The organism is Mesorhizobium sp. B2-3-6, assembly GCF_006442305.1.
GTDB lineage: Bacteria > Pseudomonadota > Alphaproteobacteria > Rhizobiales > Rhizobiaceae > Mesorhizobium.
The window spans coordinates 194,234-216,987 of the sequence record NZ_VFVW01000006.1 but is presented as its reverse complement, the minus strand read 5'-3'; the positions used below and the strand labels follow the sequence as shown (position 1 = coordinate 216,987).

Annotated in this window: 25 protein-coding genes and 2 pseudogenes; 17 read left to right on the top strand and 10 right to left on the bottom strand. The window is 59.9% G+C overall.

The window, feature by feature from the left end; translation table 11 throughout:
- Positions 1 to 391: 391 nt before the first annotated feature.
- The 3 genes and pseudogenes from FJ953_RS19080 (at position 392) to FJ953_RS19070 (ending at position 2,345) form a co-directional block, all read left to right on the top strand.
- Positions 392 to 641: pseudogene (locus tag FJ953_RS19080) on the top strand (hypothetical protein).
- 240 nt (positions 642 to 881) lie between these two features.
- Positions 882 to 1,415: a MucR family transcriptional regulator gene (locus tag FJ953_RS19075; RefSeq protein ID WP_140523057.1), complete on the top strand. Its 534-nt coding sequence runs from the start codon at positions 882 to 884 to the stop codon at positions 1,413 to 1,415.
- 438 nt (positions 1,416 to 1,853) lie between these two features.
- The gene (locus FJ953_RS19070; protein WP_140523060.1) at positions 1,854 to 2,345 is read left to right on the top strand and encodes a thermonuclease family protein; all 492 of its coding nucleotides are present in this window, start codon (positions 1,854 to 1,856) and stop codon (positions 2,343 to 2,345) included.
- Positions 2,346 to 2,373: 28 nt separating this feature from the next.
- Here the strand turns inward: FJ953_RS19070 and FJ953_RS19065 are convergent, their stop codons facing one another.
- The gene (locus FJ953_RS19065; RefSeq protein ID WP_140499776.1) at positions 2,374 to 2,835 is read right to left on the bottom strand and encodes a hypothetical protein; all 462 of its coding nucleotides are present in this window, start codon (positions 2,833 to 2,835) and stop codon (positions 2,374 to 2,376) included.
- On the bottom strand, positions 2,832 to 3,044 hold the full coding sequence (locus FJ953_RS19060) for a hypothetical protein (protein WP_140499774.1): 213 nt from the start codon (positions 3,042 to 3,044) through the stop codon (positions 2,832 to 2,834). The genes FJ953_RS19065 and FJ953_RS19060 overlap by 4 nt, the downstream gene beginning before the upstream one ends.
- A 121-nt stretch (positions 3,045 to 3,165) precedes the next feature.
- On the opposite strand from FJ953_RS19060, the gene FJ953_RS19055 reads away from it, so the two are divergent.
- Positions 3,166 to 3,753: a hypothetical protein gene (locus FJ953_RS19055; protein WP_140499772.1), complete on the top strand. Its 588-nt coding sequence runs from the start codon at positions 3,166 to 3,168 to the stop codon at positions 3,751 to 3,753.
- Between the two features lie 15 nt (positions 3,754 to 3,768).
- Positions 3,769 to 4,032 carry a hypothetical protein gene (locus FJ953_RS19050; protein ID WP_140523062.1) on the top strand — a complete coding sequence of 88 codons (264 nt, stop codon included), beginning with the start codon at positions 3,769 to 3,771 and terminating at the stop codon, positions 4,030 to 4,032.
- A gap of 20 nt (positions 4,033 to 4,052) precedes the next feature.
- On the opposite strand, the gene FJ953_RS19045 is transcribed toward FJ953_RS19050, so the two are convergent.
- Complete coding sequence (locus FJ953_RS19045; RefSeq protein ID WP_140523065.1) at positions 4,053 to 4,646, bottom strand: SOS response-associated peptidase; 594 nt, start codon at positions 4,644 to 4,646, stop codon at positions 4,053 to 4,055.
- A 70-nt stretch (positions 4,647 to 4,716) separates the two neighbouring features.
- Entirely contained in the window at positions 4,717 to 4,854 is a 138-nt protein-coding gene (locus tag FJ953_RS19040) for a hypothetical protein (protein WP_140499769.1), read from the bottom strand.
- Positions 4,855 to 5,368: 514 nt separating this feature from the next.
- Between FJ953_RS19040 and FJ953_RS19035 the strand changes: the two genes are divergently transcribed.
- Positions 5,369 to 6,070, top strand: coding sequence for a response regulator transcription factor (locus FJ953_RS19035; RefSeq protein WP_140523067.1), 702 nt, complete (start codon positions 5,369 to 5,371; stop codon positions 6,068 to 6,070).
- A gap of 225 nt (positions 6,071 to 6,295) precedes the next feature.
- Positions 6,296 to 7,177, top strand: a complete 882-nt coding sequence (locus tag FJ953_RS19030) for a GHMP kinase (protein ID WP_140523070.1) — start codon at positions 6,296 to 6,298, stop codon at positions 7,175 to 7,177.
- Positions 7,178 to 7,347: 170 nt separating this feature from the next.
- Here FJ953_RS19030 and FJ953_RS30560 read toward each other — a convergent pair whose 3' ends face one another.
- Positions 7,348 to 7,614 carry a hypothetical protein gene (locus FJ953_RS30560; protein WP_181166228.1) on the bottom strand — a complete coding sequence of 89 codons (267 nt, stop codon included), beginning with the start codon at positions 7,612 to 7,614 and terminating at the stop codon, positions 7,348 to 7,350.
- A 262-nt stretch (positions 7,615 to 7,876) separates the two neighbouring features.
- Here FJ953_RS30560 and FJ953_RS19015 point away from each other — a divergent pair, with 262 nt between their 5' ends.
- The 4 genes and pseudogenes from FJ953_RS19015 (at position 7,877) to FJ953_RS19000 (ending at position 9,869) form a co-directional block, all read left to right on the top strand.
- Positions 7,877 to 8,098 carry a hypothetical protein gene (locus tag FJ953_RS19015; protein WP_140499723.1) on the top strand — a complete coding sequence of 74 codons (222 nt, stop codon included), beginning with the start codon at positions 7,877 to 7,879 and terminating at the stop codon, positions 8,096 to 8,098.
- A gap of 633 nt (positions 8,099 to 8,731) precedes the next feature.
- A pseudogene (locus FJ953_RS19010) lies at positions 8,732 to 9,178 on the top strand (MucR family transcriptional regulator).
- Between the two features lie 61 nt (positions 9,179 to 9,239).
- On the top strand, positions 9,240 to 9,530 hold the full coding sequence (locus FJ953_RS19005) for a hypothetical protein (RefSeq protein WP_140499721.1): 291 nt from the start codon (positions 9,240 to 9,242) through the stop codon (positions 9,528 to 9,530).
- 135 nt (positions 9,531 to 9,665) lie between these two features.
- Complete coding sequence (locus tag FJ953_RS19000; protein WP_140499719.1) at positions 9,666 to 9,869, top strand: CsbD family protein; 204 nt, start codon at positions 9,666 to 9,668, stop codon at positions 9,867 to 9,869.
- Between the two features lie 463 nt (positions 9,870 to 10,332).
- On the opposite strand, the gene FJ953_RS30925 is transcribed toward FJ953_RS19000, so the two are convergent.
- The 3 genes from FJ953_RS30925 to FJ953_RS18985 all read right to left on the bottom strand — a co-directional run bounded on the left by FJ953_RS30925 (position 10,333) and on the right by FJ953_RS18985 (position 13,413).
- Positions 10,333 to 10,584 (bottom strand): AraC family transcriptional regulator, encoded by a 252-nt coding sequence (locus tag FJ953_RS30925; RefSeq protein WP_224646664.1) that lies wholly within the window; start codon positions 10,582 to 10,584, stop codon positions 10,333 to 10,335.
- Between the two features lie 593 nt (positions 10,585 to 11,177).
- The gene (locus tag FJ953_RS18990; RefSeq protein ID WP_140523077.1) at positions 11,178 to 12,578 is read right to left on the bottom strand and encodes a mercuric reductase; all 1,401 of its coding nucleotides are present in this window, start codon (positions 12,576 to 12,578) and stop codon (positions 11,178 to 11,180) included.
- A gap of 88 nt (positions 12,579 to 12,666) precedes the next feature.
- Positions 12,667 to 13,413 carry a glucose 1-dehydrogenase gene (locus FJ953_RS18985; protein WP_140499716.1) on the bottom strand — a complete coding sequence of 249 codons (747 nt, stop codon included), beginning with the start codon at positions 13,411 to 13,413 and terminating at the stop codon, positions 12,667 to 12,669.
- 117 nt (positions 13,414 to 13,530) lie between these two features.
- Between FJ953_RS18985 and FJ953_RS18980 the strand changes: the two genes are divergently transcribed.
- On the top strand, positions 13,531 to 14,412 hold the full coding sequence (locus FJ953_RS18980; protein WP_140499714.1) for a LysR family transcriptional regulator: 882 nt from the start codon (positions 13,531 to 13,533) through the stop codon (positions 14,410 to 14,412).
- A 490-nt stretch (positions 14,413 to 14,902) separates the two neighbouring features.
- Here the strand turns inward: FJ953_RS18980 and FJ953_RS18975 are convergent, their stop codons facing one another.
- Entirely contained in the window at positions 14,903 to 15,532 is a 630-nt protein-coding gene (locus FJ953_RS18975; protein WP_210239470.1) for a HipA domain-containing protein, read from the bottom strand.
- A 951-nt stretch (positions 15,533 to 16,483) separates the two neighbouring features.
- On the opposite strand from FJ953_RS18975, the gene repA reads away from it, so the two are divergent.
- The 5 genes from repA to FJ953_RS18950 all read left to right on the top strand — a co-directional run bounded on the left by repA (position 16,484) and on the right by FJ953_RS18950 (position 21,408).
- A complete protein-coding gene (gene repA, locus FJ953_RS18970; RefSeq protein ID WP_140499712.1) occupies positions 16,484 to 17,686 on the top strand; it encodes a plasmid partitioning protein RepA in 1,203 nt (400 codons plus the stop codon).
- A 77-nt stretch (positions 17,687 to 17,763) separates the two neighbouring features.
- Entirely contained in the window at positions 17,764 to 18,729 is a 966-nt protein-coding gene (gene repB / locus FJ953_RS18965; protein ID WP_140499711.1) for a plasmid partitioning protein RepB, read from the top strand.
- A gap of 155 nt (positions 18,730 to 18,884) precedes the next feature.
- Positions 18,885 to 20,090: a plasmid replication protein RepC gene (gene repC, locus FJ953_RS18960; protein WP_140523080.1), complete on the top strand. Its 1,206-nt coding sequence runs from the start codon at positions 18,885 to 18,887 to the stop codon at positions 20,088 to 20,090.
- Between the two features lie 467 nt (positions 20,091 to 20,557).
- The gene (locus FJ953_RS18955) at positions 20,558 to 20,893 is read left to right on the top strand and encodes an MbcA/ParS/Xre antitoxin family protein (protein ID WP_181165405.1); all 336 of its coding nucleotides are present in this window, start codon (positions 20,558 to 20,560) and stop codon (positions 20,891 to 20,893) included.
- Positions 20,890 to 21,408: an RES family NAD+ phosphorylase gene (locus FJ953_RS18950; protein ID WP_140523085.1), complete on the top strand. Its 519-nt coding sequence runs from the start codon at positions 20,890 to 20,892 to the stop codon at positions 21,406 to 21,408. Before FJ953_RS18955 ends, FJ953_RS18950 begins: the two co-directional genes overlap by 4 nt.
- A 44-nt stretch (positions 21,409 to 21,452) precedes the next feature.
- Here FJ953_RS18950 and FJ953_RS18945 read toward each other — a convergent pair whose 3' ends face one another.
- A complete protein-coding gene (locus tag FJ953_RS18945) occupies positions 21,453 to 22,580 on the bottom strand; it encodes a site-specific integrase (protein WP_140523089.1) in 1,128 nt (375 codons plus the stop codon).
- Positions 22,581 to 22,754: the final 174 nt, after the last annotated feature.

Below are 22,754 nucleotides of genomic sequence, written 5' to 3'. Positions count from 1 at the left end.
TTCGGTGCTGGAGCAAGTTCGTGGCCCTGAGACCGGTTCAACAGAGGCGGCCGAAGGAGCATCAGCATAGCGCCGCCGCCAGGCGGGATGCGGGACCGACCGCCCCCGGCGAAGGGCGCCGGATCAAAAACGATTGGTGCCATGCCTGCGTAAAATAAGACACTCTTCGAAGAAGGGGGCACCGTTTTTACCGGTCGTCGCGTGATTCCGACGGTCTATTTCCAGTACACCAACTCGGCGCTCAACCAGCAAACCATCCTATTTACACGCCCTGACCGCAATTCACCGCACCGTTTGATCGGATCCCTTCCGGCAGTGGCTATACAATCCAGATCTTGATCCATGAATGGGAAGCCCACGCACAAGGGCGGACACATACCGGGGCGAGGTTATGAAAAGCGACTCCCTTTCCTATCCTTCTCGGGGTCTCTCACGCGAAGAAGCTGCCCGATATGTTGGCGCGGCCATGACAAAATTCGACCAGATGGTTGCTGACCGGCGCATGCCGAAGCCGAAGAAAGTTGACGGCCGCGTGATTTGGGATCGCCTTAAACTCGAAGCGGCGTTTACCGAACTACCTGGAGACGATGACGAGAATATCGTCGACTTCCTGTTTGCAAGGGAATCACCGCAGGGAATAGATTCATTCCGCCATGATCGACAAATGTCCCGGCCTCTCCTCTTACACCGACCTCTCGGCGTTTCGTTCATGGCAGCCTTGCCGGCTCTGCTTGGCTAGGTTGACTCGCCTAGGTGTAGTATTTTCGGCATGTTTTGGGAAAAAACATGTGGCTTGTAGAGGGAAATAAACTATTTGTCTCGCTGGCGGTATGGCAAATCAAAGCTCGATCAATTCGTCCGATACGGTAAGAGGAAACTATATGACCACTGCTCTCGAACATGACGGCCAACTGGATACTGTGTCGATAGCGGCCGACATCGTCGCCGCGTATGTCTCGAACAATCCGCTGCCGGTTGGCGAGTTGCCGAAGCTGATTGGCGATATTCATGCCGCTCTGAAAGGCATCGGCACGACGGCGATAGAGCCTGTGGTCAAGCAGGAACCGGCAATATCGATCAGAAAGTCGGTGACGCCAGACTTTATTATCTGCCTTGAGAATGGGAAGAAGTTCAAATCGCTCAAGCGCCATATCCGAGTTCACTACAATCTGAGCCCTAATGAGTATCGCCTGAAGTGGAACCTTCCAGTCGACTATCCTATGGTCGCGCCGAACTATACGGCCACGCGCTCGGCATTGGCGAAATCAGCAGGCCTTGGACGAAAGGCGGTGGTGCCCGCACCAACCGCGAACGAGAAAACAAAAAAACCAGCGCGCTTAGCAGCCGCAAGAACACCTGCGGCGTCAATCAAGTCACCGCTGAAGAAGACGCGCAAGGCATCCGTCAAAGCCTGAGGGACTGCCCTGGCAAGGTGCCAGGCTGTAGCGGCCTGACCTTGATGAAGCCCCGCCGCGTGGCGGGGCTCAGTTGCATGTCGGTTCAGTCTGCGGCACAGCGGAACCGGATGAGGGAAGAACTGCCCCGACCAAGAAGGTAAAGAAGAGAACTAAGGACCTGGGTCTTGGATCACCGAGGTCGCTGGCACGGAGCCGGGGTGTCGTAGGGAGGCGCAGTTATGTTTCGGATTATCGCCGCATTGGCGATCGGCGGCGTTTTCATGCCGGTGGATCCTGCGTCGGTCGTGCGGCGCCCACAGGCGCCGGTGCCCTGGTCGACGGTTTATGTCGAGGGATGTTGCAAGACTTGTTCGGCCGGTCAGGCATGTGGCGATAGCTGCATCTCGCGAGAGAAGCGATGCCACAAAGCGCCCGGCTGCGCGTGCGATGGCTGAGATGCCGCGATTTCCCGCCCTTGGCGTCTGCCGCTTGTCGGCCGCCTTGCTCTGCCTCACCTTGCCTTCCGTGGCCGAACCACTGGTGGGCATTCCATCAGTCGTGGACGGCGACACGATCGAAATTCATGGACAGCGGATTCGCCTCAATGGCATGGACGCGCCGGAGAGTGCTCAGATCTGCGCCATCGCCTCTGGCAAGAAGTACCGTTGCGGCCAGCAGGCGTCTCTGGTGTTGGCGGATTTCCTCGATGCGCATCGCCCAACATCGTGCATTGGAGTCGACCGCGATCGCTACAGGCGCATGGTCGCTGTCTGCACCGCCGCAGGCGTCGATATCGGCGAATGGATGGTCAGGCAGGGCTATGCGCTTGATTGGCCGAAATACAGTGCCGGCTTCTACGTTGGAGCCGAGCAGGAAGCCAGGACCGCAAAGCGCGGCCTGTGGGCCGGCTCATTCGACAAGCCCTGGAATTGGCGCAGGCAACACTAGGACCTTCGCCGTTCCCTCAGGAGCCGGTTCAATTCCGCGGCAGCTTGTGAATCTCCAGTCTCACCGGACCGCCTCGATCGCAGCTCGTGCAGACAAGCGCCCTCTCAACGGAGCTGAACAGCGCGTCCTTGCCGTATCGCCGAATAAGCGCGGCTGGCTTCACCTCGGCATAGTGCGAGCAGCGTTTGCACCAAGCTCGCAACGTGTGCCATTCGCGCAGATCGCCAAGTGAAACGTCCAACCCGGCATGAATGCTGCCGTTGATGACAGTCTGCGGTGGAACCTTCACCTCGCCCGGAGTGATAATCTTCTCCATGACATGGCGGCTGTTGTAGTGAATCAGCAGCATTCCGGGCCGACGCCGAATGGCCGCCTGCCAAGCTGCCTGGCTGACCACCGCGTCCGGAGATCGGCATATGGTTTCTAGATGGGTTTTCTCCTCTCGATCCCAGACTTCGATCCGGAAATTGTCTTCCGCCGTCTCGGTCATTGAACCCGCGCCTTATGCCAGCCGCGAGAATAGCCGTTCGAGACTGCGGCCCGCGACAAGCCCAGTTCCCGTTCAAGGTCGTTGTTCCTGGCAAGGACATTCAGCAACGCGACCAAGACATCGCCGCCGGCTGCGGCTATGGCCTGCTCAGCCACCTCTTCCAGTTCGGACATAGCTTCGCCGGCCGGCGCGTTCTGGCGCGTTCCCATGCCTCTTTCCTGCTCAGATGTCATTCAGGAATAAGGAACATATTCCTTCCTCGTCAAGAGCAGTCTTGACTCAATGTTCTCTTTTCGTTCACTGTAGCTAAAATAGTTACCGGAGACAGACATGGACCTGGTTTTGACCGTCCCAGGCGCATCGCCTGAGGAGATTTCGCGCGGCATCGCGGCCGCCGAGACGGCTTTGGAGCGCGCCGGTTTCACAGCCGAGGAAGCGGCACAAGGCGCCTTTGCACTCGAAGGCTGGGATATAAACGGCTTTCCGGAAGATGGATTGGACGGTCGAGCCGGCGCCTGCGCACAAGCCTGGGGCCAAGCCCATACCGCCGCCCTGGAGGCGTGCTGTGCCGGCTGGCCTGAAGAACGCAAGCCTCTAAGCGTGGATCTGGAGCTACTGATCGATCCGGAAACCCAACTCGTCGACCGCGTCACCGCGTTGGCGATGCTTCGTGCAGATGTTGAGCGAGGCGGCAAAGACACGCTTAGCGGAAGGGATTCCATCTTGGCCTGGCGCATTGCGGCCGATGTCGAAGATCGGTTCAAAATGCGAGACCTCATCGGCGACCTAACCGTCGTCTTCACCACTCTTTCGCTTTCTCATTTCCACCCTGACGAGCCGGTCGAACCCAAGCGCCAAGCCGTCTGTGATGCAATAAACGCGCTTGAAGCGGCGACGGAAAAGCAGGCCTCGCGCTGATGCGAAGGAGAGATGATGTCCGACCATGTCCTGCCTGGCCAGAAGAAGCCAAAGCTGATCGTCGTCATTGCCTTTGATCGCGGCAACGAGGGCGATCTGTTTGCCGCCTACGGCCCGGCGGATCAGCAAAGCGAGGAAAGGGCAGTTCGCATAGCCAAGGCGCTGGCTACCAGGCATGTCGGCGTCATCGCATGGAGCCGCGATGCCGATCCAGCGCTTGGGGACTACGGCCCGCCTACAACGCTTTTCGTCAGCGGTGACGTACCCGACATGGAATGATCGTCAGGATCGGCCTCGTGTTACGCGCTTTGCGGGCGCACCGTTTCCACTCTAAGCGACCCCGCCGGAAGCGGCCGCAAGAGTTCAGATTCGGGCTTCGTCAGGTTGATCCAGGCAGCCCAATTCTGCGGCTGAAGAACAACGACCTGCCGATTATGAAATGGTGCGACATCGGGCCCGGGATCAGTCGTCAGCATGGTGAAGGTAGGCGGCTTGTTGCCGGCGGCCTCACGCCAAAGCCCTGCGATGGCCATAAATGGAGAGCCGTTGAGCGTAAAGCGATGTTTCGCCTTCGGATATTTCGCACCAGTGAACTCGAAGAACCCGGAGGCCGGAATGAGGCATCGATTGCTGTTTGCGAATTGCCTCCCTTCGGAGCGAAAGTTGAACACCGGTCCCCCCTTTGGGCCCGCCGGCGGAAATCCGAACGTCATCGATGCCAATTCAATCGCATCGCCGGCGCCGCGCATTATTGGCGCCGGGTCATTAATGCGGATGTCATCCGCCTGCGGCAAATCGAGTTCGGTTTGGTGCGCCGGGATTTTGAGCGCCAGCGACGCCATCATCCGACAGTATTCACCCCACAGGACATGCTGTTCATAATCGTTGCACATGGAAGGCTCCGGGCGACCTTCTTAGAGTAAGCCTATCTGGCTCTCGATGAAAAGGCGGCTGCCGCTCAACTCAGCGGGCCCCATTTAGCCAGAATATCCCCTTCGTCGCGGCCTCAATGAATAGCCTGCGGGCGTGATGGGCCTCTTTCAGCCCTTCGAGAACACGCGGTAAGGCTTTCCGGGCCGCAACATCTTTCGAACTGGTCATCGCCGGCCATCGGGCTCCCCCTGGGAGTAGATTAATGATCAGGCGATAGGTTCCGGTTCGCCGGCGAGATCCGTTGCGGCGGGATGCCGATGACAGATACCACGGCCTACCTCGACCATCGTGCAGTGTGCGGACCGCCTTGGCGGGGACAGTCAGTCCCGCGTCCAGGCTTTCAGCCGTCGCTATGCTGACGCTCCTTAGGCTGTCCCGTTCACCACCGCGGCCGAGGCGGAATTCCTCCATCCCACGCGCGAGGCTTGTCCGCCGTTGCGGACGCGCGCGGGATTTCGGTTTATACGCCCTTTGTCTTTTTTGGCGGCGGCCGCCGCTGGACTCGAATTTGCCGTAGAGGGAAGCACGGACCGGCCGCCGGCATGTTTGCTGCGACGCCAAGCTCGTTTTTGGGCTTTGTTGTTTTGGGTGGCTTGTTCTGGCATGCTGGCCTTTGGGAATGCGGGATTCGAATATAGCCAGCCCGTCTTGATGGCAGCTGAAAGATCCTAACGCTGCGCATATGAAGCCATTGATAGTGATCTGCTCGAAGGACGCGGAATTTTATCTGCTCCTCAGCCACATTCTCGAGGTCGACGGCTTCGCCAGTACGCTGGCCGGTTCCATCGATGAAGTGCTGGAGCTTGCAGCGGGCATGCCGGTTCGGGCCGTGGTGCTGGATTGTCGACCGGACAACCAGCTGGGGGCCAAAAGTGCCGGGCTCAAGCAGGATGCTCGCACAGGCGCCCTCCCCTGTGTCGCTCTGGTGTCGCCCGGCGCGGAAGCTCAGCACATTCAGCTGCTGAGGTCTGGCATTGACGAATGCTTTGTCCGGCCGTTTGCCCCGGCCAAGCTGCTCGAATACCTGCGGGCCAGGCTGGCGGTGGGCCAAGCATCGGAACAGGGATCCCGGCGTGGCAAGTCGCTGGCATATAGCGATATCGAGATGCAGCTTGATACCCATCGCGTGCGCTGCGCCGGCAAGGAGATATCGCTCGGGCCAATCGAGTTCAAGTTGCTGCGCCACATGCTGGAAAATCCGGAAAAGGTGCTCAGCCGCGATGAGCTGATCGCCGTGGCCTGGACAAATAGCGCCAGTGTAAGCACGCGCGTGGTCGATGTTCACATGAGCCAGTTGCGAAAGTTACTCAGGCGGTCATCACGAAGCGTTGCCATTCGCACTGTAAGGCTCGCCGGATACGCGCTCGAAGACCAGTCGGCCTGATCATTCCCGCAGCACATATCGAGGAACGCCGGCAGCCGCCCCTGCCCGCCTGGTCGGGCTCTACATTTGTGACCAATATGTAAGAGGAAATAAATGCGCGTCATGTACTCGCAACGTTTTGGAATACAAAAGATTATCAACTTGGTTGTTGCTGTAGACGATCCGGCCTGCGAAAGTATTCACCGAGTAACTTAAGTGGTTGCTAAAGTATATGGAGGAATGCCCATGTCTGAGGGCTCGGGATACGCTGAAGCCATTGGCCATCACGGGGAACTGGTTCAAGGCGTTTTCGAGGATGAGGGCGCGCGGTTGCGACGCGCGCTGGTCTCGCTGCCCTGTCGTCATCTGAGGTCCAAAGCCAGGTTCAGCGCAAACGATAGCGATCACGTGACTGTCTGGCCAGCCTCGCGGGAGAAGGCTCGACGCGCGGCCGAGTTGACCATCAATGCATTCGGCCGGCCCGGCAGCGGCGGCCATCTCTCGATGGATAGCAACATCCCCATTGGCCGTGGCATGGGCTCCTCCACCGCCGACGTTCTGGCAAGCATCCTGGCGGTATTGAATTGGTTGGAGATCGATGCGGCGTCGGATGAGGTCATGCAGCTCGCGGTCAGCGCGGAAACGGCCTGTGACTCCACTTTGTTCAGGCAGCAAGCGGTGCTGTTTGCGCACCGGGACGGCATCGTGATGGAGGCATTCCGCAAGCCGCTGCCGCCGATCGACTTCATCAGCATCGATACCACCCCCCAGCTCACGGTCGATACGCTTGAATTCGAGCCGGCGCGTTACGGTCACCTGGAGATCGAGACCTTTCGGCCGCTTCGAAGCCTGTTGCGAACAGCCATCAAGAATGCGGACGCCCGCATGCTGGGCAGGGTTGCGACGGCGAGCGCGCGGATCAACGAGCGGTTTCTTGCCAAACCACGGCTGAGAGAGATCGAAACCGTCGGTGACCGCTTCGGCGCCATTGGCGTTCAGGTCGCTCACAGCGGCACGGTCGTCGGACTGATGTTCGACGCTAGAGACCAGAATGCATCCGTAAACATCGATCGCGCGGCAGGCGCTCTGCGTCAGTCCAATTTCGAGCCGACGATCTTTCGCCATTGAACGCCTGGCACGCAGGAGTAACCCATGTCGACCCGTGCGCTGATGCGAAAGCTGGAAGATTTCGAGGGCCCGCGCCTTGTGGCGCTCGGCGGAGCTCTTTTCGGCGCCAGCTTCTTCCTGATGAAGCTGCTGCCAGCCCGGTTCATGCTCGAGCGGGCTGTGGAACGCGATCAGTTGAAGCCTGAAGCCACGATCTGCGAATCCTCGTCGGGAACGGCGGCAACGGCGGCAACAACGTCGGCTGCTGCTCGACGCAAACGATCCCGGTGCTCGGCGGTCATGGCGGCAATGGAAGCGCCGGCGTTTCGCTTGTCTCCGGAGCCACATTCACTAACCTCGGGACGATCACCGGCGGCAATGGCGGCAGCGGTGGCAACGACAATGCGGCTCCCACCACGGGCGGCAATGGCGGCAATGGCGGGATAGGCGTCACGCACAGTCAGCGGATGTTAAAAAGCCCGCCACTGCGGAAACAGTGACGGGCTTCATCGGAGCCGGCCAGCGGAGGACGATGCTGGCCAAGGGTAGCAACGCTCCCCAAACCATCAGTTGCATCTAAGCGAACAAGGCCGCCCATCTTTCGAATAGCCGCCTTCGTGCACCAGCACCTTAGCAAGCAATTCCTGTTCACCAGCAACAGCCACGACAGTTCCGTTCGAATTCGGACTTGGCTAGGATCGCCTCGGAGAGATCGGGCCGATGGCAAGTTTCAAAGTTGAGGCGATGAACGGCACGAAGGTGATCAGCACCACCTCAGTGGAAGCCCACAGCCATGTTCATGCCGTTGTGAAGGTCGTCCAGCGACCACTGAAGCCCGGGCGAACATCCGGCAAACCCTGGGTGCGCGTCACCGATCTCGGCACGCGCAAGATCAGTGAGTTCGAATTCGCAAGTTACCGGAACCTCAAGTCTCCAGAATAATTTGCAGCACTAGAGGCCGAGCACTGGATCCAGAAAACCGCGGGATACGGCTGACGCGCTGGGCGGGCTTTCAGGAGCCATCGATGGCCGAATTTGTCGTGGAGGAGTTGACAAGATTGGGGCGCCAAGCGCCATTCAGGCGGCGTCCTCATCGAAGGGTCGACGGTGACGACCGGACGCCAACCCGGTATGATGTCGATACGCGTCACACACGACCAAGGTCAGGTCAGCGACTTTCGCTGATGACCGAATATGATGAAACAGCACGGCAACCGGGCTGCGCCGCTCCTGCCGCGAAATGCGGACCGGCGGTTCGCCGCCGTCAGCATCGTGGAGCGCGCGACGGACATCCGCGTCGCCAGCGTTCGAGATGCGGCCCCTGAACGTCGATTGAAGTGCAGGACTGCCTGCACCGCGACGTGAAGCCGAATTAGGCCGCAATTTCGAGGCTTTGGCGCGATCTTCTGGTCGCCTGGCTTTGCATCATCTTGAGAGTATGAAACACCGGGACACCCGCCAGCGCGGTCGTATACGATCGCGCCAATCTACAACCGCAGAACGTTTTGCTCTTTCGCGAATTGCGAAGAGGCAAATCCCAAGTAGAAGGTGCCGAAGCAATAGGAGTTCCAATAATTGCCGGAGCGGACCAATAGTGTCACTGAGATTGTCGAGCTAACCGCGGGTGTTGTCGCCGCATATGTCAGCAACAACCCCGTGCCGGCCGGCGAACTGCCAAACCTCATTGCGTCTCTACACGCTTCCCTGCCTGGTCTGAGCAAGCCTGCCGCGCCGGCAGTTGAGATGCAGGTCCCCGCGGTCAATCCAAAGAAGTCGGTTACTGCGGACTTCATCATCTGTCTTGACGACGGCAAGAAGTTCAAATCGCTGAAACGCCACCTTCGTTACCTTGGCATGACGGCCGATGAATACCGTGCCAAGTGAAAATTGCCAGCCGACTACCCGATGGTGGCGCCGAACTATGCGGAACAGCGGTCCGCTTTGGCAAAGGCGTCGGGTCTGGGGCGGAAGCCGGTCCCTCGGAAGAAACCTCCTGCCAAACCCACGGCCAAAGTCGCCTGACGCGAACTAAATCCTGCCCTTGTACTGGGCAGGCCACCGCCGGTGTGGCAAAAATGGAGCCATGACCCGCGCATCCATTGCCGAAGAGCTTGAGCGTGCCGCCGACCGCATCGCGGACATGCCGCGGCCGGATCTTCAAGTTATCCTTCGCCGCGCCGCCTTGATGCTGCGAAACGTCGCTGGCGTTCCCCTGGAGCCGGCAACAGAAGACGCGCTGAACTCGATCGCCGGAGAGATGAAGATCGGCCGGTCAGATCTCATTCAGATTGTGTTGCGCGAGTGGCTGGAAACCAACGCCTACCTGCCGGTGCGCCAAATCGATGAGGATAGCGAAACGGATGGGAGCGCTTAGAAACTTCCGCAATGATCATCGCGCCGATCAAACCAACGTGCGCCACCATCTTCCCAGCCCGCCTCTCCCGATTATAGCGGAACTCGAGGGCGATTTGTCCGTTCTTCCGATGTGTGATTCGAAGGAGAAGCCACGATGGATTGGAACCGCGTCGAAGGAAATTGGAAGCAGGTCAAAGGTAAAGTCAAGGAACAGTGGGGCAAGCTCACTGATGATGATATCGACCGCATTGGCGGCAAACGCGATCAGCTCGAGGGCCTGATCCAGGAACGCTACGGCATCGAGAAGGATCGCGTACGCCGAGATGTCGATGACTGGTATGGTCGGCAGGGCTGGTAGATACCAGGTTATGGAATTAGGTTCCGCTTGTCTCAATCGATCTAGATGGACTTCCGGGATCGAACCAGGGAGACTGGCCTGCGCTTCGCCGCATGCCGCTGCTGGCCCTGTACGGTGCGTCGAGCCGCGCACCACGTCGACCCTTTGCCTCCGCCGAAGCTGAAGCTCTGGAGATCCCAATGGGTTGGTTCTTCCTGCGCCCCTGCCAAGCTTGCGGCGCGCCTTGCGGCGGTAAAGGCCAACCAAATTTCAGCCAGCCAGCGGAAGCCCGCATCCAGTCACGCATCGAGCGACGTGCAATGGCCCGACGCTTATGTTAACGCTCGACACGCCGTCCTCCATCTCCTCGCGCCCAGCCGCCTTCCAGCATGCAGCCTAAGCTTCGCGTATAACCTTGCCCACCCGCGCCTGCGCCGGCGTTAGATGCCGGCATTTCTTCATGACGGTCGTAAAGTGGCTTTGGCTAGAGAACCCCGCTCACATGGGCGATCTCCGCAATGGCCATGCGCTTGTCGGCAAGCAGTCTCTCCGCCAAGTCGAGCCGCAGATTGAGAACGTAGTGATGCGGCGGCGCCCCGACTGTCCTGGAGAAAGCCCGCACAAAATGAGAGGATGAAAGCCCGCAAACCGCGGCCATATCGGCAAGCGCTAATTTGCGCGAGAAGTTCGCGCTCAGGAATTCCTGCACCCCGGGCATTGCGGGCAGAAAGCCCACCTTTTTCGTTCATCTGTGGATGCGGCGCTGCATCAGTTACGGAAATCCATTCCGGAAAATCATCATTGCGCCGCATCTTCGACCTTGTTACCTCCCGGTGGGAACACCCTGTGGCGCCTCTCAGCTCCCTCACGAAAAACAATTCGTTATTGTTCGATAGTCCGCGCATAGCATACGCACATTGGCGATCCAGAGAACCCCGCGCGGTAGCCTTCTCGAAATCAGGTCGAAGAGATATCGACCGCCTCACATCCAAGATCCAGATGCTTGCAACGGTACCTCGGCCGTTACGATAGGCGATCTTTCCCTCTGCGTTGTTGTCGCTATGGCCCTCCGACGTTTCTTTGCAGGAAAAGTCTCGTGGCCGGGCTGCTTCTGATTACAGAACCGTTCAAGGACCGCACCGGAGAACGAACCCGCAGCTTCGAAATACAGATCAGTCCGGGGAGAACGTTGAGGTGCCCGGTTGCATAGTCGGGACCGATCCGATGCAGACCGTTGGCTGCGTCGCTCGAGCGTCAATTTTTAATGTGCAGGTCAGACGCAGGCAGATCCCGTCATATCAACTGGACCTGCCTGTGATGTTTTCATCGCTATTGATTCGACCTAGGCGGCACGTTGGAGAAGAGAGCTCCTAGTCCCTCTGCGATCGTCAGGTGCGTGATGACGGCATCGCGAAGCTTCGGGTACGGCAGCTTCGCCAGCATGGCAGTCTGGATGGCAGCCAAGACCTCGCCGGCTTCGGAACCGATCATCGTGAACCCTAGGATACGGTCATCATCCCCGCCCACGACAGCCTTCATGAACCCCTGGGTTTCCTCAGTTGCTTCGGTGCGCAAGACGCTGCTCATCGGCAACTTTGCGACGCGCACGCTGACATCCTGGCGTTGTGCTTCGCCTTCGCTTAGCCCGACACGGGCAAGCGGCGGGTCGGTGAACATCGTGTAGGGCACCAGCCGATCGCGCGTGCTGCGGTTGCCGCCTGCCAGATTGTCCCTGACGATGCGGAAGTCGTCGACGGAGACATGCGTGAACTGCGGGCTGCCGGCGCATTCGCCTAGCGCCAGAACATCAGGCGCGCTCGTCTCCAGCCGCTCGTTGACCCGAATGTAGCCGCGTCCGTCGATTTCGACGCCAAGTTTTTCGAGACCAATTCCGGCAGTGTTCGGCACGCGCCCCGCCGCAACAAGGAGATGGCTGCCCTCCAACGTCGGCTCGCCTGATGAGGTGCGCACGGCCACGCTGATGCCTTCGCCAGAGCGGCCATGCACATTGAGAGGCTCCGCCCCTATAAGGAACTCGATACCTTCGCCAGCAAGAAGCCGACGCATCTCATCGGCGGCGTCAGGATCTTCGCGGCCGACGAGTTGAGGACCGGCTTCTATTACGGTCACGCGGCTGCCGAAACGGCGGTAGGCCTGCGCCAGCTCAAGGCCGACATAGCCGCCGCCGAGCACGATCAGATGCGGTGGCAAGACATCGAGCTCCAGGGCTTCGATGTGTGTAAGCGGTCGTGCCGCCTCAAGGCCGGGAATGCTCGGAATGGCCGCATGCGTCCCGACATTGATTGCGACTTTATCACCAACGAGCAGTCGCGTGCCGCCGCCGTTCAAAGCCACTTCGAGCGTCTTTGGCGCCACAAAACGGCCGCTCCCCATGATTAGCTCCGCGCCGCTGGTTTCGTAGGCGTTGAGATGGAAGGCGACCTCCCGGTCGATCATGTCCTGCTTGCGGCGGCGGACCTGCGCCATGTCGGTCACAGCGGGTCCGATGACCGTTCCGAACTCCGCGGCGTGACGGGTGAGGTGTGCGACCCGCGCGCTCCAGAGTTCATTCTTACTCGGCAGGCAAGCGACGGCTGGACAGGAGCCGCCGATCCATCGGCGTTCCACGACCGCAACCTTCTTTCCCGCGCGGGCCAGGTGCCATGCGAGCAGCTTGCCGCCTTGGCCGCTGCCGAGGATCACCACGTCATATTGTTCGGGCTCAGACATGAGTTCTCTCCGTCAGTTCTGGATGAAGGATATGAGGGAGGCCGACTCCAAGACGCTCCCGCAGTGCCGTCGAAGAAAGGCCGGCCGCCTAACGCTGGCCGCCGGAGGCCGTGATGCGTTCGCCTGTCAGCCAGGCGGATTGGTCCGAAGCGAGGAAGATTGCGACGCGCGCAATGTCATCGGGCCGTCCCAGTCGGCCCATCGGCAAGGTTGCTCCGATATTTCTGGCAGTCTCACCTTCGATGCCTGCCACCGCCAGACCCTCGGTCTCGGTCATGCCGGGTGCGATCGCGTTGACGCGGATATTGCGGCCCACGAGCTCGTTGGCGAGCGCCTTGGTGATTGTATCCACCGCGCTCTTCGAGGCGGAATAGATGACCGAATTCGGCACAGGATTGGTGCTCGAAATCGTACTAAGATTGATTACGCTGCCGCCGGCAGGGCCAAAGGCGTTTACGGCTTCCTGCGTCGTTAGGAGGATGCTCAGCACGTTGGTGTCGAACTGGCGATGGAATTCTGCTTCCGTCACCTCCTCCAAAGGGGCGAAGCGGTACACGCCCGCATTGTTGACGAGGATACTGGGCCTTCCGAACGCGGTCTTCGTTTCGGCGAACAGCCGCTTAACGTCGGCGCTCTTGCTTACGTCCGCCTGGATCGCAACGGCCTTGCCGTGGCCGCCCAGGATCTCGCCCACCACCTTGTCGGCATCGCTCTTGTTCGACGCGTAGTTGACGACAACGGCCGCGCCCGCCTCGGCGAACTGCCGGGCGATTTCCGCGCCTATGCCCTTCGATGCGCCGGTCACTATTGCTACTTTGCCCCTGAGATTGTCCATGGTCTTACTCCTTTCAGCTTTGTGAACCGCCGTTGAGTGGCGTGTTGCTCAGGAGTTAAATCATGCGCAAATCGGCGAGTAGCGCTGCCGATCTCATATAATGTATACGTATTCCGTATGAATGATCGGCTCCAGCAACTCGCGATGTTCGTTCGCACGGTGGAAACCGGCAGCTTCTCGAAAGTGGCCCGAGAGTTCGGATTGTCGCAACCCTCCGTCTCGCGGACGGTCGCGGCGCTGGAAGAACGGCTGGGCGTCAAGCTACTCACGCGTACGACCCGCGAACTTTCGCTAACTGATGCCGGCGAGGCGCTGCTTTCCCGGGCGCGCGAGGCACTTGCTGGGATCGAAGAGGCGGAGAGCGCAGCGCGTGGGGCGGATCAGTTGTCGGGGATATTGCGGGTGGCTCTGCCGGCGACTTATGGGGTGCGGCAGATCGTACCGCTGCTGCATGGTTTCTTGGAGCGGCATCCTTTGCTCAAGGTCGATCTCATGATGTCCGACCGCTACGAGAATCTCGTCGCAGAAGGCGCAGACATGGCGCTCCGCCTGGGCAACCAGCCGGACTCCAGTTTCGTGGCGCGTAAACTTGCCGCTAGCCGCCGTTTGTTCGTGGCCGCGTCTACCTATCTCGCACGACGCGGCACACCGACAAAACTCGCCGAGCTTAGTCAGCACCATCTCATTGGCGGTCCCAGTGATACGGGCGATCAGAATTGGACCGCCCATCGCGAAGGCGTTACCGAGGTTCAGCCCGTCAGCCCGCGCGTGCGAACCCGCTCTGCCGCAGGTGCTATCGCTTGTGCGAGCGCCGGCCTCGGTATTGCGATCGCATCGAGGTGGATGTGCGCGGACGAGCTTGTCTCGGGAGCTCTGGTTGAAATCCTTCCTGACTACAGCCTCGAGCCGGTGACCGCCTTTGTCGTGTTCCCCGCCGGGCGACGCCCTTCGCAGAAAGCCCGCGCCTTCAGCGACTATCTGGAGCAGGCACTGCGCTAAAAGGCAGAGTGCAGCCGCTACGCTGAGATCGACTGTTCGCCTGGCACTTTGCCGCCATTGAGAGCCGCTTCTGGCGCGCGTTCAGCACGCGCTGGAGCCTAGGAGCAGATCCGGCGCCTTCATGATAAATCGAGGTCAACCGGCCGAAACGCTGAACTCCTCTTGGCGGCACTTCACGGCCGCTACTGACCCAGCGAGACCTCCTCGCCGGCCTGCATAGGAACCGGTGAACAGGCCGGCCTTCAAGAAGGCCAGAAGCTCGCCCTGCGGTGTCTCGACGAAGATCGGCAAGCTCCGCACGGTCCTTCAGTTTTTTGGACATTCAGCGCTTTCTGAGGACGTCGCGCTCCATCGCGCTGACGCAATGTGGGCGAGCCACTCCTCCGGCAAGAGCGACACGATGAACGGTGGCAAGTTGCCTGGGATCGTCTCGCGAATGAGCAGCGTGCCGCCTGTTCGGTGAGCAGGCTTCCACCGCCTCTCGAAACCGTCATGGATCAGCTGTCCAAGCGAGATCCCGTGCCAGGCAACGAGAAACTCCAATGCGGACTTGTTGCCGGCGATTTGCCGGCGTCGGCCCGCGCCGAAAGATAGCGTTCTGCCCCTGCCCTTCCCGACACCAGCTGTTCTCACGGGCGAGCGCCCAAACCGCGTCCGCGGCTGCTTGCGGCGATCCAAACTCACCGATGAGACGCACAGCAAGTTGTGCCCGCATCTGCCCGGGTATCGCACTCGCATGGTCGCCGCGCAGCCGGAACGCTTCCAAAAACCCCTGTCGTGGGGACGAAGCATCGGTGCGCAACTCCCCCATGTCATCTCCAACAACAACGCCCATCGTCGACGGGTGGGCTGGCGCCTCATTTTGAATAATCTCGAGGGTGCGTAGGCGGGTGCGCTGGTTGCGTCGCCCGCTGATAAAAAGCCGCCCGTCCGGCGTAGGTCCGAGCAGAATCGCACTTGCCGATGACAGATACGCCGTTGGATAGAGATAACGTGCGATCCGAACGGCATGGTTCAGGATCGTGGTCTCGATGTCATCGGCAGCATCGACATAGATACCGCGAACGAGCTGAACCAATTCGCCTGCTTGCGAGCGCAGATGGGCATCGTGCGACTTCACGAGGCCTTCAGAAACTTGGCTCCTCTGACGTACAGCTGTGGCATGGGCCGTTTCAATTGGTCGTGCGCGCATTCGAAAACGCCGAGGCATGTTTGCAAGGCGGGCGGCGGTGCCCGATCCGTGGTCCAGCCCTGACTTGGCTTCTCGTACCGATCCAGCGCAGTCTCGGCAGGCAGACGCAGAGTGCTCCACCGGCGGGGCAACCCCACCTCGCTATCCTCTGCCAATTCGAGAGCCATTCATATCGGCACGTCTAGAGTGCAGGCTGCTCAACGCAGCCGTTCAACTCCTTCTCTCAACGCAACACCGGTCGCGCCGCGATCGACGATTGCGGCCTCTTGAAGTTGCTTGTCACGGCGCCCTTGCGCCTGCGTCGCCATCCGGGTTTGCGGTCGGCAATGGCAGGCAGACTCGACCGGCATCGCTGAAGTCGCAAGGGCAGCCGCCCTGCCCTACCAGGATCGCTGCAATGTGAGCTGCCCAATGATCTCAGTGGCTCGATTTCCGACAGAGCCCTTTACGACATGTAAAACTGGATTCCCGTGGATCGATCGCAATCGGGCGCGCCAATGAGGATCAAAAATTGCAGCGCCCCTGTGCGGTTTGAGCAGCGCTTGGCGGATGGCGTCCGTCAGCGCTGGGCGGGTTGGAACCGCCCTGCCAGGCACCGGTCCGCTTGTGCCACCCTCGACCTTTGACTGGCGCGATCTTTACTGCGGTAAAAACTTGCCCTTGTCGCAGAGAAAACATGCATTTAGCCACGCAGCGGCAGAGTCCTGGGTTCAGACGACAAGCAGCCGCTATGATCTCGCTATTCGGCAGTAAGACGCCTGCTGGTGGCGTTAACCTTCTGTTAACCCAAAACTTCTTGCCGGGCTGTCCGAATCGGAGCTTAATGGCGCTTGTTGAATAGTTTCTTCGCAAAAAGCGCCAATTCAGGTTTCGACAAGAATGAATATCGCCATGCGGCTACCACGCTTCGAGTTCGATGACAAAATCCTCGAGCAGGGTGCTGAGATATCGCGACGCCTCAATCAGTTGCGCATGGAGAAATTTCCACCCAACGCGACCAAGACGCTGCGTTCATTTTCGATGGCAGAAGTCGCCCACTATCTCGGTGTGTCGCAAAACAATCTGAAGCGGCTACACCTTGAGCGCAAGGGTCCTTTGCCGGAACAGATGCCTTCCGGGCGCCGCTCCTACACGGCCGCGCAGATACTCGAACTTCGCCATTTTCTGGACCAGCATGGCAGGACCGAGGTCAAGAAGTATGTCCCGCACCGCAAACCCGGCGACAAGCTCCAGGTCGTTGCGGTCGTCAATTTCAAAGGGGGCAGCGGCAAGACAACGACTGCCGCCCACCTTGCCCAGCACTTGGCTCTGACAGGTCACCGGGTCCTCGCGATCGATCTCGACCCGCAAGCCTCGCTGTCTGCTCTGCATGGATTTCAACCGGAACTCGACCGCAACCTCTCGCTCTATGAGGCGATCCGTTACGATGACGAGCGCCGGCCGATCTCCGATGTGATCGTGCCGACGAATTTTCCTGGCCTGGATATCATTCCGGCCAATCTCGAGCTGCAAGAGTACGAGTATGACACGCCGCTCGCTATGCAGGACAAATCCTCCGCTGCCGGCCGGCAGTTCTTCGTCAGGATTGCAAACGCCTTGTCCGAGGTGGACGACCGCTATGACGTGGTCGTCGTCGACTGTCCTCCGCAACTTGGCTATCTGACTCTAACGGCCATGTCGGCGGCGACGTCCGTTCTGATCACCGTTCATCCCCAAATGCTCGACCTGATGTCGATGAGCCAGTTCCTTTTGATGCTCGGCGGCATCTTGAAGACCATCAAAGCCGCTGGCGCGGCGATCGAACTCGATTGGTTCCGCTATCTGATCACGCGGTACGAACCGACAGACATTCCGCAAGCCCAGATGGTCGGCTTCATGCAGTCCATGCTTGCTGGCCAGATCCTCGAAAATCCCATGCTCAAATCGACAGCGATCTCGGATGCGGGCCTGACGAAACAGACGCTCTATGAGGTGGAGAAGTCGTCTTTTACCCGCTCAACCTATGACCGGGCGATTGAATCGCTCGACGCGGTGAATTCGGAGATCACGACACTTATTCACCGCGCCTGGGGACGGACATGACGACGCGGTTTACGGCAGTAAATAGTGGCAATTTTTGCCGTGAATTCAGTCCATTAGCCGCGAATCGGAGCGATTGAATGGCACGCAAGGACATTTTCGGAAGTGTCATGGGTCCCGCATCGGCAGTCGCCGATGCCCAGGACGTCTCGAGCTACGCCGTTCGTGGTGCATCACGGTCGATCATACAGTCGTTCCAGGAGCTCTCGAAGGGCTCAGTCGTCGATCTCGATCCGGATTTGGTCGACACCTCATTCGTGTCGGACCGTATCGACGATGACGATGAAGCGTTTCAGGAGCTGCTGGTTGCAATTCGGGAACGTGGCCAGGATTCTCCTGTGCTGGTCAGGCCCCACCCTGACATTTCGGGACGTTTTCAAACTGTCTTTGGCCACAGGCGCGTCAGGGTTGCCCGGCAGCTGGAACGGCCTGTGCGCGCCGTCGTCAAGAAGATGGACGATAGGGACCATGTCATCGCCCAAGGCCAGGAGAACGCCGCCAGAGCTGATCTGTCCTTCATCGAACGGACGCTTTTTGCCGACCGCATCCTCAAGCGGGGCCATTCGCCTGATACGGTGAAGTCGGCCCTCGCGCTCGACGATACGACCTTCTCGAAGATGCGCTCCGTGACCAGCACCATTCCAGAACAGGTCATTTTGGCGGTAGGGGCTGCCAAAGGCGTTGGCCGAGACCGCTGGTGGCAGCTTGCCAAGCTTATGGAACATCCTGGTGCGGCGGCGAAGGCCATGGAGTGCGTGAGCCGCGCCGATTTCGCGCAGCAAGGCAGTGAGGCCCGTTTTGCCCGTCTGTTCGACCTTGTGAGCGCCTTAGAAAAGCGCCCACGCGCAGCAGCGAAGCCCAAGGAGCGGGCGTGGATGCCCCAGGACAAATCCGTTCAGGCCAAGATCACCGACACGGGAAAAGTGTTTACGCTTGCCTTTAAGTCCAAGGAAGCATTGCCCTTCGGTACATTCATTGCCGGCAAACTCGATGAGCTTTTCGAGGCATTTCGGGAGTCGGAAATGGCGAAGAAAACAGGAGACTAAGACCGCAAAAGAAAAAGGCCCCCGAACGTCACCGTCGCGGAAGCCCTTCTCACGTCTGTAGCAAGCTGAGAATCGCATTTCCCCGAATCACTGTCAAGAGTCGTGGCGCCGTTTCGGCGAGCAGATTTCTTTTGCCTGATTGAAAGGTGAGGGAAATGGAGAGTGGGTACGCGACGACGCCCTTTGGGCGGCGGCCGATGACGCTTGCGCTGGTGCAGGCGAATGCGGCATCACGGGAGATCCCGCAAGGATCTGCTGTCGAAAAATGGCAAGTCTACCGTTGGCTATGTGAAGGTAAGTCCATCATCGGCGTGGGTGACCGCGCCCTGGCAGTGCTGAACGGGCTGTTGTCCTTCTACCCGGATGACCAGGTCAGTGAAGAAAACGGCTTGATGGTTTTTCCGTCGAACGCACAGTTGTCGCTGCGCGCGCACGGCATGGCCGAGTCCACGCTTCGGAGGAATCTGGCCGAGCTGGTGAGTTGCGGGCTGATTGTCCGCCGCGACAGTCCGAACGGCAAAAGGTTTGCTCGCAAGGGGCATGGCGGGAATATTGCGGAGGCATTTGGGTTCTCGCTGGCGCCGCTGCTGACACGGGCAGCGGAATTCCAGCGAGCGGCGGAGCAGGTCCGGTCCGACGCTCTGGCGCTCAAGTTGATGCGCGAACGGATCACGCTCCATCGACGCGATATTCAAAAGCTTGTCGAGGCCGCGATCGAGGAGGGCGCCGCGGGCGATTGGGGGGCGGTCTGGAGACGGTTTAGGGCTATCGTGGAGGCAATACCGCGCAGGGCCGGCCTGTCCGATCTGGAGAGCATCGTTGCAGATCTCGCCGAGCTCCACGATGAAGTGGATAGGATGTTGGAAAGCTTTATGAATTCCACGAATCCTAGCGCCAATGAATCCCATAATGAGCGGCAGCAATCTGATTCAAACACAGACTCTACTTTTGTATTTGAACCAGCTTTCGAAAAAAGCAGGGCGGCGGCCGAGCCAGCATCTCCTCCGGCTGAGAAGCCGAAAGGCTACCCAATTGGACTGGTGCTGCGCGCTTGTCCCGAAATTGCGGACTATGCCGTTAACGGGATCGGAAACTGGCGCGATCTGATGATGACTGCCGCCCAGGTGCGGGGATACCTTGGCGTTTCGCCCTCAGCTTACGAGGAGGCCTGCCATGTGATGGGCCAGGAGGTTGCCGCGATCGTGATTGCGTGCATCCTGCAAAGGGCGCAGCACATCAATTCGGCCGGCGGCTACTTGCGTGTGCTGACCGACAAGGCGAGGGCGGGAGAGTTTTCGGTCGGACCGATGCTCATGGCAGCCCTGAAGGCCAATGGGGCAACAGCAAGAATGACCGGATGATGATGAGCACCACAATTTGTGCGGGCGCTCGACCAAACGACCGCTCTGCCTGTAGATGCTTAGCCGACTTTGTCGTGTGAGACCTTGCCCCCTGCATGTCATCGCACGACCGGGCAACATTCTGATCAACCCAGCTTATGCCGTTTTTTACTGGGCCGCGGCTGTTTGGCTCCTGATCAGGGCAGGGGAGGGGCGTTACAGTCCTGAAGCCACCGGGCTCAAAAATGCTCCAGCCGGCGGCAGAGGCGCGACGGGTGTTTGCCGAACTCGCTACCTCGACATGCTCGCGCGCACGGTCGGCTCGATCGGCGTCCGTACTCGGGCGGTGGCAGCAGCCCGGGCTTGAAAGCTGCCGAGAACTGCCATATCTTTTGCACAAGAAATATGCCTCTCAATATGGTAGGACGAATTCTGTGGCCCCTGCATTCAAGATCCTCGAGCAGAATGGACCTCTCATCTTGTCCTATATGGACCGGAACGGGAAGATTGCGATCGAGCAGGTCGCGGACGGTTTTGGCATGTCCAAGGGCCAGTTGGCCCAGACCGCCGGTCTTGCGCGCGAGACCCTTTATCGCTCAGAGCGCAGCGCTGCGGTAAAGACACAGGGGCGTCTGCGGGAAATGCTCGAGATCATCAGTCGCGTGACGGATTGGGCGGGTGGCAAGGAGCAGGCGATGGCTTGGTATCGGGCTCAGCCGCTTCCAGCATTTGGCGGACGCACCGCTGAGGCGCTGGTGAAGGATGGCAAGGCCGCAGCGGTCCGTGATTATCTCGATCATATGGCCGTCGGTGGTTTCGCTTGAGGTTCGTTGGAACCTGCTACCGGGCACACGATCCACGTTGGGCATTCAAGCCGACTTCCGGCGAAGGGGCGGCGATCAGAGGTGCGCGATTAAATCCCAAAGGCGTGCCGGCGCTCTATTTGGCGCTGACCATCATGACAGCGGTCAAGGAAGCCAACCAGGGGTTCGCGCACCGGATCGATCCTTGCGTGCTGTGTTCCTATGAGATCGACTTCGATGACATCGTGGATTTGACAACGGACGAGGCGAGGGGAGAATTTTCTATCGCGCTCGAGGACATGGCCTGCGCCTGGGCGACGGCGCTTAGCGACGGAGAGCGCCCGGCGTCCTGGTCCGTCTACGACAGGCTGCGGCCTCGGAATATTGCCGGCATTGTGGTCCCAAGTTTCGCGCCGAGCGCCGAGAAGGAGGATCGTAACCTGGTCCTTTGGGACTGGGGTCCGGGTCTGCCGCACAAGGTAGCCGTATTCGACCCAAGCGGCCGGTTGCCGAAGGACCAGCTGTCCTGGAGATAACGCACTTTTCCGCATCCGAAGGGCAGGGGAGGGGCGAGCCCGGCCTATAGTCCGCTCGCCTTTGTGAGGTTGACACGGAAGCGATCGCGTCGGCGCTGATAGCGGCGAGTCATTTCAGCCGAGGCATGGCCGAGCTGCTTTTGCACATAGCGCTCATCGACTTCGGCCGAGGAGGCGAGGCCAGCGCGTAGCGAATGTCCGGCAAAGAGCTTTGCTCGTTCACCTTCCGACAGATCGCCGCGCACGCCGGCCGCCAGCGCAGTGCGCTTGACCAGGCGCGCGACCTCCTGATCGTTGAGCCGATCGGCGCCGACCGCCTTGCCCTGCTTGGTGACGCGCCTGAAGAGGGGACCGTGCGCGATACGGGCGAGCTTGAGCCAGGTCTGCACCGCGACAACCGGGCAGGTGGCATCGGACGACCCGCGCCCGACTTCAACCTCCCGCCAGCCGGTCTTGCCGCGAAGCGAAACCAGCATGCCCTTGTCGAGGATATCGATCCAGCCGCGGCCGTCCTCAGTCTGGTCGCGGCCGACGTCCAAAGCCACGATCTCGGAGCGCCGCAGGCCGCCGGCGAAACCCAAGAGCAGCATGGCGCGGTCGCGCAGGCCGCGCAAGGTTCCGCGGTCGAGTGTTTCTAGCATAGCGGTCAGATCCTCGGGAAGGATCGCCTCCTTCTGCCGGGGCGGGGCGGCGTGCTTGTTGCGGATGCCGGCCATCACGGTGGCGATGTGCCGATCCTTGCGGTCCAGCGGCTGGCCGCGCTGCGTGTAGTTCCAGGTCAGGGATGACAGGCGGCGCTCGATCGTCGCTACCGCCTTTTTGTCCCTTCCAGTGCCCGAAGCCTGCGCGGTGATATAGAGGCCGACGGTCTGCGGGTCCGGCCGCGATGGATCAAAAGACTGGCGCCGGCACCAGGCGCAAAAATGCTTCCAGTCGGCTGCGTAGGCGCGACGGGTGTTCGCCGAACTTGCTGCCTCGACATAATCGCGCGCACGGTCGGCGAGCTTTTCGAGATGCGTAGGCAACGATGTCTGTCGCGGGTCAAGGACCGACGGGAGAGGGGAGGGGCCTTCATCCGACCGCCCCATCTCCATGACGACGTCGACAATGTCCGGCAGGTCATCGGCGTCGATTGCGTCGGTGGACACCATCAAATTACGGGCTTTGCCCATCCAGCCTCGTCCATTCTAATGTCGCAGCAATGCGATTCTTGCGAGCGAAGGTGCGGCCAAAGTCCGGAATTGTCCACCGCGAGCTGTGTGACGGAATAGCTGAGGGAATTGTGTCCGCTCCGGTCTTGGTATCGCATCAGCGGGAGCGCAACGGGCCTGTCCGATCCAGGGATG